The organism is Pseudomonas sp. HN8-3 (assembly GCF_020790195.1).
Taxonomy (GTDB): Bacteria; Pseudomonadota; Gammaproteobacteria; order Pseudomonadales; family Pseudomonadaceae; genus Aquipseudomonas; species Aquipseudomonas synxantha_A.
In genome coordinates this window covers 3,508,069-3,523,057 of the sequence record NZ_CP086206.1, presented here as the reverse complement: position 1 = coordinate 3,523,057, position 14,989 = coordinate 3,508,069, and the positions used below count along the sequence as shown (strand labels likewise).

The 14,989-nt window shown below is 62.1% G+C and carries 16 protein-coding genes; 8 read left to right on the top strand and 8 right to left on the bottom strand.

Features of this window, described 5'->3' with window-relative positions:
- Window positions 1-33: 33 nt before the first annotated feature.
- Window positions 34-705, top strand: coding sequence for a DNA-3-methyladenine glycosylase I (locus tag LJX92_RS15495; protein WP_228308576.1), 672 nt, complete (start codon window positions 34-36; stop codon window positions 703-705).
- 95 nt (window positions 706-800) lie between these two features.
- Here LJX92_RS15495 and LJX92_RS15490 read toward each other — a convergent pair whose 3' ends face one another.
- Genes LJX92_RS15490 through arsC form a run of 3 tightly spaced genes read right to left on the bottom strand, consistent with a single transcriptional unit; the run spans window position 801 to window position 2,168 of the window.
- A complete protein-coding gene (locus LJX92_RS15490; protein ID WP_032880635.1) occupies window positions 801-1,220 on the bottom strand; it encodes a DUF2069 domain-containing protein in 420 nt (139 codons plus the stop codon).
- Entirely contained in the window at window positions 1,204-1,818 is a 615-nt protein-coding gene (gene wrbA / locus LJX92_RS15485) for an NAD(P)H:quinone oxidoreductase (RefSeq protein ID WP_032880636.1), read from the bottom strand. The genes LJX92_RS15490 and wrbA overlap by 17 nt, the downstream gene beginning before the upstream one ends.
- On the bottom strand, window positions 1,815-2,168 hold the full coding sequence (gene arsC, locus LJX92_RS15480) for an arsenate reductase (glutaredoxin) (protein ID WP_228308575.1): 354 nt from the start codon (window positions 2,166-2,168) through the stop codon (window positions 1,815-1,817). The genes wrbA and arsC overlap by 4 nt, the downstream gene beginning before the upstream one ends.
- Before the next feature lie 115 nt (window positions 2,169-2,283).
- On the opposite strand from arsC, the gene LJX92_RS15475 reads away from it, so the two are divergent.
- Window positions 2,284-2,745: a TlpA disulfide reductase family protein gene (locus tag LJX92_RS15475; protein ID WP_005789064.1), complete on the top strand. Its 462-nt coding sequence runs from the start codon at window positions 2,284-2,286 to the stop codon at window positions 2,743-2,745.
- A 141-nt stretch (window positions 2,746-2,886) separates the two neighbouring features.
- Here LJX92_RS15475 and LJX92_RS15470 read toward each other — a convergent pair whose 3' ends face one another.
- The 4 genes from LJX92_RS15470 to LJX92_RS15455 all read right to left on the bottom strand — a co-directional run bounded on the left by LJX92_RS15470 (window position 2,887) and on the right by LJX92_RS15455 (window position 7,640).
- Window positions 2,887-3,291 (bottom strand): META domain-containing protein, encoded by a 405-nt coding sequence (locus tag LJX92_RS15470; RefSeq protein WP_228308574.1) that lies wholly within the window; start codon window positions 3,289-3,291, stop codon window positions 2,887-2,889.
- Complete coding sequence (locus tag LJX92_RS15465; protein WP_078821651.1) at window positions 3,288-3,728, bottom strand: hypothetical protein; 441 nt, start codon at window positions 3,726-3,728, stop codon at window positions 3,288-3,290. The genes LJX92_RS15470 and LJX92_RS15465 overlap by 4 nt, the downstream gene beginning before the upstream one ends.
- 71 nt (window positions 3,729-3,799) lie before the next feature.
- Complete coding sequence (locus LJX92_RS15460) at window positions 3,800-4,789, bottom strand: 2-hydroxyacid dehydrogenase (protein ID WP_032880640.1); 990 nt, start codon at window positions 4,787-4,789, stop codon at window positions 3,800-3,802.
- Window positions 4,790-4,886: 97 nt separating this feature from the next.
- Window positions 4,887-7,640, bottom strand: a complete 2,754-nt coding sequence (locus LJX92_RS15455) for a response regulator (RefSeq protein ID WP_032880641.1) — start codon at window positions 7,638-7,640, stop codon at window positions 4,887-4,889.
- Between the two features lie 205 nt (window positions 7,641-7,845).
- On the opposite strand from LJX92_RS15455, the gene LJX92_RS15450 reads away from it, so the two are divergent.
- Together LJX92_RS15450 and LJX92_RS15445 are read left to right on the top strand one after the other, a co-directional pair.
- Window positions 7,846-8,574 carry a response regulator transcription factor gene (locus tag LJX92_RS15450; protein ID WP_005789059.1) on the top strand — a complete coding sequence of 243 codons (729 nt, stop codon included), beginning with the start codon at window positions 7,846-7,848 and terminating at the stop codon, window positions 8,572-8,574.
- Window positions 8,561-9,919, top strand: coding sequence for a sensor histidine kinase (locus tag LJX92_RS15445; RefSeq protein ID WP_078821650.1), 1,359 nt, complete (start codon window positions 8,561-8,563; stop codon window positions 9,917-9,919). Before LJX92_RS15450 ends, LJX92_RS15445 begins: the two co-directional genes overlap by 14 nt.
- A 3-nt stretch (window positions 9,920-9,922) precedes the next feature.
- On the opposite strand, the gene LJX92_RS15440 is transcribed toward LJX92_RS15445, so the two are convergent.
- On the bottom strand, window positions 9,923-10,438 hold the full coding sequence (locus LJX92_RS15440; RefSeq protein WP_005789057.1) for a DUF2062 domain-containing protein: 516 nt from the start codon (window positions 10,436-10,438) through the stop codon (window positions 9,923-9,925).
- Between the two features lie 135 nt (window positions 10,439-10,573).
- Between LJX92_RS15440 and LJX92_RS15435 the strand changes: the two genes are divergently transcribed.
- The 4 genes from LJX92_RS15435 (at window position 10,574) to lpxK (ending at window position 14,979) form a co-directional block, all read left to right on the top strand.
- Entirely contained in the window at window positions 10,574-12,799 is a 2,226-nt protein-coding gene (locus tag LJX92_RS15435; RefSeq protein WP_228308573.1) for a DNA internalization-related competence protein ComEC/Rec2, read from the top strand.
- Window positions 12,800-12,908: 109 nt separating this feature from the next.
- Entirely contained in the window at window positions 12,909-13,544 is a 636-nt protein-coding gene (locus LJX92_RS15430) for a MotA/TolQ/ExbB proton channel family protein (RefSeq protein WP_005789055.1), read from the top strand.
- The gene (locus LJX92_RS15425) at window positions 13,541-13,969 is read left to right on the top strand and encodes an ExbD/TolR family protein (RefSeq protein ID WP_032880645.1); all 429 of its coding nucleotides are present in this window, start codon (window positions 13,541-13,543) and stop codon (window positions 13,967-13,969) included. Before LJX92_RS15430 ends, LJX92_RS15425 begins: the two co-directional genes overlap by 4 nt.
- Window positions 13,969-14,979 (top strand): tetraacyldisaccharide 4'-kinase, encoded by a 1,011-nt coding sequence (gene lpxK / locus LJX92_RS15420; protein WP_228308572.1) that lies wholly within the window; start codon window positions 13,969-13,971, stop codon window positions 14,977-14,979. Before LJX92_RS15425 ends, lpxK begins: the two co-directional genes overlap by 1 nt.
- Window positions 14,980-14,989: the final 10 nt, after the last annotated feature.

Genomic DNA, 14,989 nt, shown 5'->3' with positions numbered 1-14,989 from the left:
GCGCCGTTTTCAATTCAACTGCCAGGAGAGGGCATGCGCGATTACAAGTGGCTGCACGAATATTGTCTGAACCGCTTCGGTTCGGCGGCCGAGCTGGAAGCCCACCTGCCTGTGCCCAAGACCCCGGCGCAATTGCGCAAGATCACCGATGACCGTTACCTGTCGACTTTGGCGCTACGGGTGTTTCGTGCGGGCTTGAAGCACAGTGTGGTCGATGCCAAGTGGCCGGCGTTTGAGCAGGTTTTTTTCGGCTTCGATCCGGAAAAAGTCGTGCTGATGGGCGCCGAGCACTTGGAACGCCTGATGCAGGACGCCCGCATCATCCGCCACCTGGGCAAACTCAAGAGTGTGCCGCGCAATGCGCAGATGATCCTGGATATCGAGCAGGAAAAGGGCAGCTTCGGTGCGTTTGTCGCCGATTGGCCGGTCACCGATATCGTCGGGCTATGGAAATACCTGAGCAAGCATGGCCACCAACTGGGCGGGCTGTCGGCACCGCGTTTCCTGCGCATGGTGGGCAAGGATACGTTTGTGCCGAGCTATGACGTGGTGGCGGCGTTGAATGCGCAGAAGATCGTCGACAAGGCGCCGACCAGCCTGCGGGATTTGGCCACAGTACAGGGCGCCTTCAACCAGTGGCATGCCGAGAGTGGGCGGCCGATGTGCCAGTTGTCGATGATGTTGGCGTACACCGTCAACCATTGAGACCCAGGTGACGCCTTCGCGAGCAAGCCAGCCCGCACATTTTGACCGCGCCGCCTATCAACATGTGGGAGCTGGCTTGCCTGCGATAGCGGACTTCAGGCCGATACAGGTTCTGCAGCCAACCGCCGATTCAACTGATGCCGCCAACGCACATACAACAGCGCCGTGCAAAACACCGCCAGGCTCGCCAGCATCTCCAACACCCCGAACCACTGGCGGTTCGGGTCGTACGCCGCCAGCGCGCCCTTGATGAAATACAGATTCACCACAAAGCACATCCACGAATGCCCGCGCGCACTGCCGATCATCATCCCTGGCGCCAGTACCAGCAGCGGCACCAGTTCGATCAGCAGGATCACCCATGGGCGCGCCCCATGCAGGTCGGCGATGAACAGGTAGTACACGCACAACAAGCCCACCAGGGCAAAAAACGCCAGCAGGCTCAGTGCGCGTGCAATGTTTACCCGCGGTTCCAGCCACGCCTGGGGCGGCAGGACTTTAGGCTTCCTGGCCACGGCCGTGCTCCAGCAGCGTGGCGGTCTTGGCCAGGCGCAGGCCCAGGGCCCGGCACAGGGTGATTTCGTGTTGATCGAGCATCCGCTTGCCGTCAGGCCCGGAATGGTGGCTGGCGCCGTATGGCGTGCCGCCGCCCTGGGTATCAAGCAGTGCCTGTTCGCTGTAAGGCAGGCCGGTGATCAACATGCCGTGGTGCAGCAGCGGCAGCAACATCGACATCAGCGTGGTTTCCTGGCCGCCATGCAGGCTGGCGGTAGAGGTGAACACGCCGGCGGGCTTGCCGACCAGAGCACCGGTGAGCCACAGGTTGCTGGTGCCGTCGAGGAAGTACTTGAGCGGTGCAGCCATGTTGCCAAAGCGTGTCGGGCTGCCCAGGGCCAGGCCTGAACAGTGCTTCAGATCATCCAGGCTGGCATACAGCGCGCCTTCCTCGGGAATGCTCGGCGCCACCGCTTCGCACTCGGTGGAAATCGCCGGCACGGTGCGCAGACGTGCTTCCATGCCGCCTTGCTCGATCCCCCGGGCAATCTGCCGGGCCATTTCGCTTACCGAGCCGTTGCGGCTGTAATACAGCACCAGCACATAGGGCGTGGTCACGGCAGAATCTCCAATACGTTCTCGGGTGGGCGGCCAATGATGGCTTTGTCGGCAGTTGCCAGGATCGGGCGTTCCATCAGATTGGGGTGCCCGGCGATAGCGGCGATCAATTGCGCTTCGCTCAAGTTGGCATCGGCCAGGTTGAGGGTTTTGTATTCCTCTTCGCCGGTGCGCAGCAGTTGGCGCGCGCTGATCCCCAGTTTTTTGAGCAGGGCCTGGATTTGCGCGGCGTCCAGCGGGGTTTCCAGGTAGCGCACCACGGTCGGGTTGAGGCCGCGAGCTTCAAGCAGTTCGAGCGCACCGCGGGATTTCGAGCAGCGCGGGTTGTGATAAAGCGTCAGATCGGTCATGTGCGGGTCGCATCTTGCGTAAGGTGGCGGGTATTCTACCTGCGCTGGCGCCTGTCCTTAAACCGTAAGAGGCGATAGGTCGCAGCCAACGTTCATTTTTGCGAAGGAATACCCCATGACAAGGCGACTGATCGGTGCATTGGCGATCATCACAACCCTGCTGCTCAGCGGCTGCGGTAACGATTACGGCGTTGACCAATATGGCCAGAAAGTGGCGGCCGAACGCCTGGACAAACAGTGGCTGGTGGTCAATTACTGGGCCGAATGGTGTGGCCCGTGCCGCACGGAAATCCCCGAGCTCAATGCCTTGGCCGAGCAACTGAAAGGGCAGGGTGTGGAGGTATTCGGGGTTAACTTCGACAATGTGCAGGGTGAGGAACTGAAGGCCGCCAGCGACAAGCTGGGGATCAAGTTCACGGTCCTGGCCCAGAACCCGGACGGGATCTTCGAGATTCCACGCAGCGAGGCGTTGCCGGTGACCTACATCATCGACGACAAGGGCAAGGTGCGTGAGCAGTTGATGGGTGAGCAGACTGCAGAAGGGGTGCTGGCCAAGCTCAAGGCCCTGCGCGGTTAAAGCAACACCTCAGAGAAAGTGTGGGAGGGGGCTTGCTCCCGATAGCGGTGTAACAGTCAATTGATGTATTGACTGACACACTGCTATCGGGAGCAAGCCCCCTCCCACATTGAGATCCCATCAATCCAAAGACTGGGGATATCAGCCCTCTTCAAGCCACAAACGAATCGGCTTGCCCTCGGCCGGCCAAAACCGCGGCTGTTCGATCGGCGAGATGTCCCAGCGCTGCACGCCTTGCAAGGCCTGGAAGAAGCGGTGCTCCTGCTCCATCAACGCCTCGGCGCACATTTTGCGGGTGCTGCCGATAGGTCCGAAGCTGAGCTTGTCACCCTCGACGGTATACGGTGCAAACCAGTGATTGCAGCCGCCGTTGCCGTAGGCGCGGCCATCAGCGCCAAGGGTGACTGTCAGGTGCGCGTAGTCCATCAGCGGGCGCTCACCGATCCACTCCACCACGTAGCTGTGGTCGCGTTCGAGCTTCGGGCCGTCGGCAGCACAACCCGTCAGAGCCGCGCCGATTGCGGCGAGCAGCAGCGGGCCCTTCATTGTGCGGCCTGCTGGCATTTCGGGCAGCGGTGCTTGTCGCCTTCACTGGCCCAGCCGAGTTCTTTGATGCGTGCGTTGGCGGCCGGTTGCAGCGGCTCTTTGGTCAGCTTGGTTTCCACCGAAAATTCAAACTCCAGCACGACGTCGCAGCTGTCGCAGTTGACCTTCCAGGTGTGAATTTCCAGTTCGCCGAACTTCGGCCCCTGGGCCATGGCGACCCATTGGCCCGCCGGGCGTATGGAGTAGCGTGCGTCACCTTCGACGGTCAGGCGCATCGACAGGGTTTTACTGCCGCGCAGGGTGACGATCAGCACGTCACCGTGCTTGATCGAACCACCGTTGCCGGTGACCTGGTAACGGCCCGGCACAAGGGCGCGGCATTCGATCAGGGTGTGTTGCGGGCTCAGCAAGCTGAAGCGGAAATCGTGTTCGGCCATGGATCCTCCAAATAGGCGCGGCATCCTATCACGGGTGCCGGCCCATCATGAGCCTGGTATGTGACCGCTGATCAACCCTCGACCAGGTTCTGTGGCCGACCATCGGCCCACGCCACAATGTTGGCCAGCGTCGTACCGGCGATCGCCGCCAGGGCTTCACGAGTGAGAAATGCCTGGTGCGCAGTGATGATCACGTTGGGGAAGGTCAGCAGACGCGCGAGTACGTCGTCTTGCAGGGGCAGGTCCGAGCGGTCCTCGAAAAACAGCTGGGCTTCTTCTTCATAAACGTCCAGCCCCAGGTAGCCCAATTGGCCCTCCTTGAGGGCTTCGATCAGCGCGGGCGTATCGACCAAGCCACCGCGGCCGGTGTTGATCAGCATTGCACCGGGCTGCATGTGCGCCAGGGAACGGGCGTTGATCAGGTGTTTGCTGTCGGCAGTCAACGGGCAGTGCAGGCTGATGATCTGCGCCTCGGCCAGCAAGTCGGGCAGGCTGACGTAGCGAGCGCCCAGGGCCTGGACGTGTGGGTTGGGGAAGGGGTCATAAGCCAGTAATTGGCAGCCGAAGCCGGCCATGATCTTGGCGAAGGTCGCGCCGATCTGCCCGGTGCCGACCACGCCGACGGTTTTGCCGACCAGATCGAAACCGGTGAGCCCATGCAGGCTGAAGTCGCCATCACGGGTACGGTTGTAGGCACGGTGCAGGCGGCGGTTGAGAGCCAGGATCAGCGCCACGGCGTGTTCGGCCACGGCGTGGGGCGAATAGGCGGGCACGCGCACGATGCTCAGGCCCAGGCGTTTGGCGGCGACCAAATCGACATGGTTGTAGCCGGCCGAACGCAGGGCAATCAGGCGTGTACCGCCCTTGGCCAGTTGCTCCAGCACCGGGGCGCTGAGGTCGTCATTGATAAAGGCGCAGACCACCTCATGGTGTTCGGCCAGGGCTACGGTGTCGAGGTTGAGGCGGGCGGGTTGGAATTGCAGCTCCAGGGCCGAGGGGAGCGGTTCACCGAGAAAACTGTCACGGTCGTAGGTCTGGCTGCTGAAAAGAATGACGCGCATCAAGAAGGCTCCCTGCAATTTACACGATGGAAATGCTGACTAAATGCGGGAGGGGGCTTGCTCCCACATTTTGATTGGTGTTGTCCATAAAGTTGCGTCAGGCGCTGACTCTGGCTTCACTGGCCAGCCGCGCAATCGCCATGTCCAGTTCATCCAGCGCGGCCATGGCCTTGGCATCGTCCTGCTTGAGCAGGGTTTCAGCGCGTTGGCACGCCGCGCGCAGTTGCGGCACGCCACAGTAGCGCGTGGCGCCGTGCAAACGGTGCACGCGTTCGATCAGGGCGTGATTGTCATTGGCTTCGCGGGCGACGGTAATCGCCAGGCGGTCGGCTTCCAGGGAGGCCAGCAGCATGGCGAGCATGTCGGCGGCGAGGTCGGCCTTGTTGGCGGCCAGGCGCAGGCCCTCCTCGTGGTCGAGCACCAGCAGTTGCACACCTTGAGCCGGGCCGTCGTTGACGCGTTCCGGGCCCTGGTTACGCAGGGCCAGGCCGGTCCACTTCAACACCACCTGGGCCAGTTGCCGCTCGCTGATGGGCTTGGTCAGGTAGTCGTCCATGCCGCTTTGCAGCAGGGCGCGTTTTTCATTGGCCATGGCGTGTGCCGTGAGGGCCACCACCGGCAGCGGCGTACCGTGGCGCTCGCTTTCCCACTGGCGGATCGCCTCAGTGCTTTGGCGGCCGTCCATGCCGGGCATTTGTACATCCATCAATACCAGATCGAAGGTTTCCTGCTTCACCGCATCAATGGCCGCGTAACCGCTCTCGACCGCCTGCACCTTGGCGCCCATGTCTTCCAGCAGGGTTTGTACCAGCAACAGGTTGGCCGGGTTGTCGTCCACGCACAGTACACGCGGCGCACGGCTGGACAGCGGCTCTCCCGGCTCGCTGCGTGAAGGGCGCGGGCTGATCAGGTCGGCCAGGGAGCGGCGCAGCTTGCGTGTACAGGCCGGCTTGGCCTGCAATTGGCTGTTGGGGTTGGGTACCGATTGGTTGAACAGCATCTGTTCGGTGGTCGGGCACAGCACCAGCACTTTGCAACCCAGGTGTTCAAGGTCCCACAAGTGCTGGTTAAGACGCTCGGGCGGAATGTCATTGGCCGTCACGCCGAGCACCGCCAGGCTGATGGCCTGCTCGGTCTGGTGCGCACTGGTGATGCCGTTGGTCAGGCTTTCCAGGGTATTGAAGGGCGTGACTTCCAGGCCGCAGTCTTCCAGTTGGTGTTGCAGGGCCTGGCGCGCCAGCTCGTGGTTTTCCAGTACGGCCACGCGGCGACCCAGCAGCGGCGGGGCGGGCAGGTCTTCGACGTCGTCGCGGGTCTTGGGCAGGTTCAGGCTGATCCAGAATTCCGAGCCTTCACCCGGCGTGCTGTCGACGCCGATTTCACCGCCCATCTGCTCGATCAAACGCTTGGAAATCACCAGGCCCAGGCCGGTGCCGCCAGGTTGGCGCGACAGCGAGTTGTCGGCCTGGCTGAACGCCTGGAACAGCGCGCGCACATCCTGGTTGGACAGGCCTATGCCGGTGTCTTGCACGCTGATGCGCAATTGCACGCTGTCCTCCTGTTCGTCCTCGACCATCGCCCGGGCGACGATGGTGCCTTCGCGGGTGAACTTGATCGCGTTGCTGATCAGGTTGGTCAGGATCTGCTTGAGCCGCAGCGGGTCGCCCACCAACGCCAGCGGCGTATCGCGGTACACCAGGCTCACCAGTTCAAGCTGCTTGGCATGGGCGGCGGGGGCGAGGATGGTCAGGGTGTCTTGCAGCAAGTCCCGCAGGTTGAAGGGCACGCTGTCGAGCACCAGCTTGCCGGCCTCGATCTTTGAGAAGTCGAGGATTTCGTTGATGATGCCCAGCAGGTTATCGGCGGATTTTTCAATAGTGCCCAGGTAATCCAGCTGGCGCGGCGACAGCTCGCTTTTTTGCAGCAGATGAGTAAAACCGAGGATGCCGTTGAGCGGCGTGCGGATCTCATGGCTCATATTGGCCAGGAACTCGGACTTGATGCGGCTGGCCTCCAGGGCCTCCTTGCGCGCCAGGTCCAGCTCGATGTTCTGGATCTCGATGGTCTCCAGGTTCTGGCGTACGTCCTCGGTGGCCTGGTCGATGCTGTGTTGCAGTTCTTCCTGGGCGTTTTGCAGGGTTTCGGCCATGCGGTTGATGCCCGATGCGAGCTGGTCCAGTTCCTGGCTGCCCAGGGGCGGCAGGCGTGTTTCCAGGTTGCCGTCCTTGAGCTGGGCCACGGCTTGCTTGATCTGGCCAATCGGCGAATTGATGGTGCGGCTGATCCGCAGGGCGAGCGCTGCGGTGAACATCAGGCCGATGGCGATCAACAACAGGCTGGCGAACAGGCTGCGGTAGCCGCGCAGCAACATGCCATTGTGGGACAGCTCCACTTCGACCCAGCCCAGCAGGCGGTCTGCCTCATCCGGGATCACGTCGCCGGCGAGGTTGCGATGACGGCCGAATACCGGCAGCAGATAGCGGGTGGCATCGTTGCCGGTGCGCTGCAACAGGCGCGAACTGTTGCCGGTGGGTGGTGGGTTGAGCATGGTCGGGCCGGCGTGGGCCAGGGACGAACGGTCTGGCGCCAGGAACGACACTGCGCGCACGTCCGGTTGCTCCAGGGACTGGGTGGCGATGCGCTCCAGCAGCTCGGCGTTCTTGTGGCCCAGGGCCGGCGCTACCAATGGCGCCAATTGCTCGGCAATCATTTCGCCGCGCTGCAGCAACTGGCTCTGCAACTCCGAAAGTTGCATCCAGGTGAAATAGCCTCCCAACAACAGAGCCATCAGGCTGGTCGGTAATAAGGTCAGCAACAGTACGCGGCCTTTTATCCCCATTCTTCTAAGCACGCCACTCTCCTGCTACCACGTTGTTATCCATTATCCACACAGGCATCCGGCCCGCGCCACCTGCGCAGTGTAGCCATTTGCACGGCCTGGAATCTTGCAAATTAATGACATGCGGCAATCTTCGGGCCATTCGGCGCCGGGTGGCGATTGCCTGTGAACGTTTAATCTTGAATAATCAGTGATTGAGAATGACTTGCAGACGCTAATGACTCCCGCAGCAGTTGGCCTACCCACAATCCTGACCATCGAAGATGACCCTGTGCTGGGTGCCTACGTGCATGAGCAACTTGGCCGCAGTGGTTTTCAGGTGACGTGGTGCCGCAACGGCCAACAGGGCCTGCAAATGGCTTGCGAGCAGGCGTTCGACCTGGTGTTGATGGACATCCTGCTGCCGGGGCTCGACGGCTTGTCGATCCTCACCCATTTGCGCAAGAGCCATGCCATGCCGGTGATCCTGATGTCGGCCCTGGGCGCTGAAGCCGATCGCATCAGCGGTTTTCGCCTGGGGGCGGACGACTACCTGCCCAAACCGTTCAGCATGGTAGAGCTGCGTGTGCGCATTGAAGCCATCCTGCGCCGCGTGGCCCTGGATCGCCGACCCGAGCCGCCGCGCCCGGTGATGCGTGAGGATGCCCGGGTGTTGCAGTTTGACGATGAGCGCTGTGATGTGGCCTGCCAGCAACACTGGGCCGGGTTGACGCGCAGCGAATACCGGCTGCTGGAAACCCTGCAGCGCAATGTTGAAGAAGTGCTCAGCAAAGCCTTCCTGTATCAACACGTGCTGCAGCGCGGTTATGCACCCCATGACCGCAGCCTCGACATGCACGTCAGTCAGATTCGCCGCAAACTCAAGGCCATCGGCTACGCCGAGCGTGAAGTGCGTACAGTGTGGGGCAAGGGCTATGTGCTGAGCGGTCATGATGAAGGGCTTTGAGCGGCTGCCTGGCAAACACTCATTGTTCTGGAAGCTGGCCTGCCTGTTGATCGCCTTCTGTTTGCTGATGATTTGGCTCAGTTGGTCGTGGGGCCGCTACATGGAGCAGCAGAGTGCTTACCTGTCCGACAAGTCGCGGGAGATCCTCAGCGGTTACGCTGCAGGTGCCGAACTGGCGTGGAGTACACAAGGCCGCGCCGGCGTGGATGCCTGGTTGCAACTGATGGCCAAGCGTGAAACCACCTGGGTGGGTGTGATCGGCAACGATTTGCAATCCCTGGGCAGCACGCCGCTCAGCGACAAGGAAAGCCAGCGCCTGACCTTCTTACGCGGGTTGGATTGGCCGGTCAGCCGACATGTCATCGGTTTGCCGTGGATGAAGGTACCGTTTCCGGTTGATCCTGGGATGGGGTCGCTGGTGATCGAGTTGCCGCAGCGCTTTATGCCGGGGCGTTATCAACTGTTCTGGCGGGTGGTGACCAATGGCGTCATCCCGGGGCTGTTTACCTTGTTGCTGTGCATCGGCCTCTATCGGCTGCTGATCATGCCCCTCAATCAATTGCGCGAGCAGGCCAATGCCTGGCGTGCGGATCAATTGAATACGCGGATGTCCCGGGATGCGACCAGTCGCCAGGACGAACTGGGGGAATTGGGGCGCGCCTTTGACCATATGTCTGAACGCTTGCAGGGCACGGTGCGCTTGCAACAGCAGTTGCTGCGCGACATGTCCCATGAATTGCGCACGCCTTTGAGTCGCCTGCGGGTGGCTTGCGACAGCGAGCAAGACCCGGCCAGGCTGCGTGAGCGCCTGGGTCGGGAAATCGACGCCATGCAGCGCCTGGTGGAAGACAGCCTGCAACTGGCCTGGCTCGACAGTGAAACAGCGCCGCTGCCCCAGGAAGACATTCAGCTCCAGGCGCTGTGGGACATGTTGCGGGAAAACGCCTGTTTCGAAAGCCACTGGCCGGCGTCGCGCTTGCCGTGCTTATTACCGCCGGACAGTTGGGTGCGCGGCAACCTGAATGCACTGGCCCAGGCCCTGGAGAATATCCTGCGCAACGCCATACGCCACTCGCCAGCCGAGGGTACCGTGCTACTCGACGGCTGCCGCGAAGGAGACTATTGGCATATCTGGCTGCAGGACCAGGGCGGCGGTATTGATGAGCAGGATTTGGAAACTATCTTCGCGCCCTTTACCCGGTTGGACGGCTCGCGGCCCGGCGACGGCGGGTTCGGTCTGGGCTTGAGCATTGCCCGCAACGCCGTGCAGCGTCAGGGCGGGCGCTTATGGGCGCAGAACTGCGGGCCGGGTTTGCGCGTACATATACGCTTGCCGGCCCGTTAACCGTCAACGGCGACGCAGCTTGCGTTTCTTCCACTGGTGCGCGACCCACCAGCGCCAGTAGGCCATGGTCAAGCAATAAGCCAGCGCCCCCAGCACCAGCCCCAGTACCACCGAACCCAGCAGAAACGGTTGCCAGAGCGTGCTCAACTGGCCGCTGATCCATTCCCATGTCAAATCGTCAGGTAGGCTGCGTGGCGGCACATTCATCAGCCAGGCGCCGGTCAGGTAGGTACAGACGAATACCACCGGCATGGTGACCGGATTGGTCAGCCACACCAGGCTGACCGCGATCGGCATATTGCCGCGCACGGTGATCGCCAGGATCGCCGCAAGCAGCATCTGCAACGGAATCGGTATAAACGCCGCGAATAAACCCACCGCCATGGCGCGAGCCACCGAATGCCGGTTCAGGTGCCAGAGGTTCGGATCATGCAGCAGGGTGCCAAGAAACTGTAATGACTTGTGTTCCCTGATGCTGCTGGGATCGGGCATGTACCGTTTGAATAAGCGCCGGGGCATAAGGGGTCCAGGTCAATTTGAAGGGCAAGTATGCCCGGATTCTATAAACAGAAAATTCAGACTTTGTGACAAAACATCATAGGCGCTCTCGGTCAGCCGGCTAAGACTGAATGGATCACTGGAAAAGGATGATTCATGAAAACAGGGATGTTCGCGCTGGCGCTGGGGTTGCTGGTATTGCGCTGGTTACCCGCATTGCCGTCTGGCGCCGGGTTGCTGGCTATGCTGATACTGGCCTTGATGCTGCTGCCTTTTCGTACCTATCCTGTGGCGTTTTTTCTGGTCGGCCTGAGTTGGGCCTGCATCAGCGCACAGTGGGCGCTGGATGATCGATTGCAACCGGCGCTGGACGGGCAGACGCGCTGGGTACAAGGGCGTGTCATCGGCTTGCCGCAGCAGACCGGCACGGGCGTGCGATTCGAGTTGGCCGACAGTCGGGCGCGCAATGCACGGCTGCCCAAACGTATCCGGGTGTCCTGGCACGGCGGGCCGACCGTAAACAGCGGCGAGTACTGGCGTCTGGCACTGACGCTCAAGCGGCCCGCCGGCCTGCTCAATTTTCATGGCTTTGACCACGAAGCCTGGCTGCTGGCCCAGCGTATCGGCGCCAGCGCGACGGTGAAGGATGGTGAGCGCCTGGCGCCGGCGCGCAATGCCTGGCGCGATGCCGTTCGCCAGCGCCTGATGGCCGTGGAAGCGCACGGCCGCGAGGCGGGCCTGGCGGCGTTGGTGCTGGGCGACGGTTCCGGGCTTGCACCTGAGGATTGGCAGGTGTTGCAGAACACCGGCACGGTGCATCTGCTGGTGATTTCCGGACAGCACATTGGTTTGTTGGCGGGGTTGATCTACGGCTTGATCTCTATGTTGGCGCGCTATGGCTGCTGGCCGCGAGGCTGGCCATGGCTGCCATGGGCGTGCGGCTTGGCGTTTGCCGGGGCGTTGGGCTATGGCCTGCTGGCAGGGTTCGGCGTGCCGGTGCAGCGGGCTTGTGTGATGGTGGGCCTGGTGCTGCTGTGGCGTTTGCGTTTTCGCCATTTGGGGGTGTGGTGGCCGTTGTTGCTGGCATTGAATGGCGTGTTGCTCATCGAGCCCTTGGCCAGTCTACAGCCGGGGTTCTGGTTGTCGTTTGCGGCGGTCGCGGTGTTGGTGTTGGCATTCAGCGGGCGCCTGGGACCGTGGAGCGTCTGGCAAATCTGGACCCGTCCACAGTGGTTGATCGCAATTGGCTTGTTTCCGGTCCTGCTGGTGTTGGGGTTGCCCATCAGCCTCAGTGCCCCCGTGGCCAATCTGGTCGCCGTGCCCTGGATCAGCCTGGTGGTACTGCCTTTGGCGCTGCTGGGCACGGCGCTGCTGTGGGTGCCGTTGGTCGGCGAGGGCGTGTTGTGGCTGGCCGGTGGCGCACTGGACGGATTGTTCAAGGGCCTGGCGCTGCTCGCTGCACAACTGCCGGCCTGGGTACCGGCTGAGGTACCTTTGAGGTATTGGCTGGTGAGCCTGGCGGGCGCAGTGATTGTGTTGTTGCCCAAGGGGCTGCCGTTCCGAGTGCTGGGTTGGCCCATGCTGTTGGTGGCAGTGTTTCCACCCAGGGATGGGGTGCCCCATGGCCAGGTGGAGGTGTTGCAACTGGATGTCGGCCAGGGCCAGGCACTGATCCTGCGTACCCGCCATCACACCTTGCTCTACGATGCCGGCCCGCGCTCGGGGCCTGTCGATCTGGGCGCGCGCGTGGTCTTGCCGTCGTTGCAGAAGCTCGGGGTAGGGCGGTTGGACATGATGCTGCTCAGTCATGCCGATGCCGATCATGCCGGAGGTGCGACGGCGGTGGGCCGTGGCCTGCCCATAAAGCGTGTAGTAGGCGGTGAAACCGAAGGGCTGCCAGCGTTTCTTGCTACGCAACCCTGCAGGAGCGGTGAACATTGGGAGTGGGACGGCGTGGCATTCGAACTGTGGCAATGGCCTGGTGCTATCGAGGGCAATCCGAAATCCTGTGTATTGCAGGTCCAGGCCAACGGTGAACGCTTGCTGCTCACCGGTGATATCGATCGCGCCGCCGAGCAAGCATTTCTGGCCTCGCCGCTGGCGGTTCCGACCGACTGGCTGCAAGCCCCGCACCATGGCAGCCGCAGTTCTTCGTCCTGGCCTTTCCTGCAGCGGCTGGCGCCAACCGCGGTGCTGATTTCCCGGGGGCGCGGCAACGCGTTCGGTCATCCGCATCCGCAGGTGCTGGAGCGCTATCAGGCGCTGGGTAGCCGGGTATATGACAGTGCCGAGCAAGGCGCTGTACAGCTGCGCCTGGGGGCATTCACGCCACCAACGGTTGCGCGCAGTCAACGTCGTTTCTGGCGCGAACCGTTACCGTAACCCAGCGTTACCAAAGACTCAGGGGCGCGACAGGCGGGCCTGTTGCCGACGAACCCCGCTGCCGAACCTATATGGTAAAGTGGCGCACTTTTTCGAGGGGACATTCACTGTGTGGGAATTGGTCAAATCCGGCGGCTGGATGATGTTGCCGATCATTCTGAGCTCCATCGCCGCACTCGGCATCGTCGCCGAACGCCTGTGGACCCTGCGCGCCAGTCGCGTAACCCCTGAACACCTGCTGGGGCAGGTCTGGGGCTGGATCAAGAACAAACAGCTCGACAAGCAAAAACTCAAGGAGCTGCGCGCCAATTCGCCGCTGGGTGAAATCCTCGCTGCCGGCCTGGCCAATTCCAAGCATGGTCGCGAGATCATGAAAGAGTGCATCGAAGAAGCGGCTGCCCGGGTTATCCATGAACTGGAGCGCTACATCAATGCCCTCGGCACCATTGCCGCCATGGCACCGCTGCTCGGTTTGCTCGGCACGGTGCTGGGCATGATCGATATCTTCAGCTCGTTCATGGGTTCGGGCATGACCACCAACGCGGCAGTATTGGCCGGGGGGATTTCCAAGGCATTGATCACCACCGCCGCCGGCCTGATGGTGGGGATTCCTTCGGTGTTCTTCCACCGCTTCCTGCAGCGTCGCATCGACGAACTGGTGGTTGGCATGGAACAGGAGGCCATCAAGCTGGTGGAAGTGGTGCAGGGCGATCGTGACGTAGACCTGGTCGAGGGCAAAGCGTGAAATTTCGCCGCAAGCAACGGGAAAATGTCGATATCAACCTCGCGTCATTGATCGACGTGGTGTTCATCCTGCTGCTGTTCTTTGTCGTGACCACCACCTTCACCCGGGAAACCCAACTGCGTGTCGACTTGCCCGAGGCGGTGAGCGGTTCACCTGCCGAAGACCAGCAGGTCAAGCAACTGGATATCGCCATCAGCGCAGACGGCGTATTTTCAGTGAATAACCAATTGCTGCAGAAAAACGACCTCGCCAGCCTGATGGAGGCCTTGCAGAAAGAGTCCGGTGGCGACACCCAGCTACCGCTGTCGATCAGTGCTGATGGCAAGACCCAGCACCAAGCGGTGATCACCGCCATGGACGCGGCCGGCAAGCTCGGCTTCAGCCATTTGCGCATGACCACCGTCGAGGCGGCGAGCCCGCCCTGATGGCCATTTCCGATCGTTTGCTCAAGGCCTGGTACGAGGGCCATCCGGCATTGGTGCTGTTGCGGCCGCTGGAGTCACTGTATCGCCGGGTGGTGCAACGCAAGCGTGCGCGCTTCGTGGCAGGTGAGGGCGAGATTTATCAATCGCCGGTGCCGGTGGTGGTGGTCGGCAATATCACCGTGGGAGGCACCGGCAAGACGCCGCTGATCCTGTGGTTGATCGAGCATTGCCGTCGTAGCGGTTTGCGCGTGGGCGTGGTCAGCCGTGGCTACGGTGCCAAGCCGCCGCAGTTGCCGTGGCGGGTCGAGGCCAGCCACAGTGCCGAGGTGGCCGGCGACGAGCCCTTGCTGATCGTGCAGCGCAGCGGCGTAGCGCTGATGATCGACCCCGACCGCAGCCGCGCGGTAAAGGCCCTCTTGGCCAGTGAACCCCTGGACTTGATCCTTTCCGACGACGGCCTGCAGCATTACCGCCTGGCCCGCGATCTCGAACTGGTGCTGATCGACGCTGCCCGTGGCCTCGGCAATCGTCGCTGCCTGCCGGCCGGGCCGTTGCGCGAGCCGGTGGAGCGCCTGCAAAGTGTGGATGCGTTGCTCTATAACGGTGCAGGTTCGGACCGTAAGGATGGTTTTGCCTTCCGGCTGCAGCCCACCGCGCTGGTCAACCTGCACAGCGGCGAGCGCCAGCCCGTCACGCACTTTGCGCCGGGCCAACAGGTGCATGCGGTCGCCGGTATCGGCAATCCGCAACGTTTCTTCAATACCCTTGAAACGCTACACTGGCAGCCGCTGCCCCATGCTTTTGCCGATCACGCGCCCTACAGCGCCGAGGTCTTGAATTTTACCCCGTCATTGCCGCTGGTCATGACCGAAAAGGACGCGGTGAAGTGCCGCGCCTTTGCCCAGCCCGACTGGTGGTACCTTGCGGTGGATGCGGTGCCGTCGCCGGCGTTTGTCGCCTGGTTCGACACGCAGCTGATGCGTCTGCTGCCCAACCGTCTATTGCCTTAACGCTTCTTTC

Excerpts from the sequence above, each read along its gene's own strand:
- LJX92_RS15445 (WP_078821650.1), top strand. The coding sequence starts at position 8,561 with ATGAAGGGCTTTGAGCGGCTGCCTGGCAAACACTCATTGTTCTGGAAG.
- LJX92_RS15450 (WP_005789059.1), top strand. The coding sequence starts at position 7,846 with ATGACTCCCGCAGCAGTTGGCCTACCCACAATCCTGACCATCGAAGAT.
- LJX92_RS15495 (WP_228308576.1), top strand. The coding sequence starts at position 34 with ATGCGCGATTACAAGTGGCTGCACGAATATTGTCTGAACCGCTTCGGT.
- LJX92_RS15470 (WP_228308574.1), bottom strand. The coding sequence starts at position 3,291 with ATGAAGGGCCCGCTGCTGCTCGCCGCAATCGGCGCGGCTCTGACGGGT.
- LJX92_RS15435 (WP_228308573.1), top strand. The coding sequence starts at position 10,574 with ATGAAAACAGGGATGTTCGCGCTGGCGCTGGGGTTGCTGGTATTGCGC.
- LJX92_RS15440 (WP_005789057.1), bottom strand. The coding sequence starts at position 10,438 with ATGCCCCGGCGCTTATTCAAACGGTACATGCCCGATCCCAGCAGCATC.
- arsC (WP_228308575.1), bottom strand. The coding sequence starts at position 2,168 with ATGACCGATCTGACGCTTTATCACAACCCGCGCTGCTCGAAATCCCGC.
- LJX92_RS15475 (WP_005789064.1), top strand. The coding sequence starts at position 2,284 with ATGACAAGGCGACTGATCGGTGCATTGGCGATCATCACAACCCTGCTG.
- LJX92_RS15460 (WP_032880640.1), bottom strand. The coding sequence starts at position 4,789 with ATGCGCGTCATTCTTTTCAGCAGCCAGACCTACGACCGTGACAGTTTT.
- LJX92_RS15465 (WP_078821651.1), bottom strand. The coding sequence starts at position 3,728 with ATGGCCGAACACGATTTCCGCTTCAGCTTGCTGAGCCCGCAACACACC.
- lpxK (WP_228308572.1), top strand. The coding sequence starts at position 13,969 with ATGGCCATTTCCGATCGTTTGCTCAAGGCCTGGTACGAGGGCCATCCG.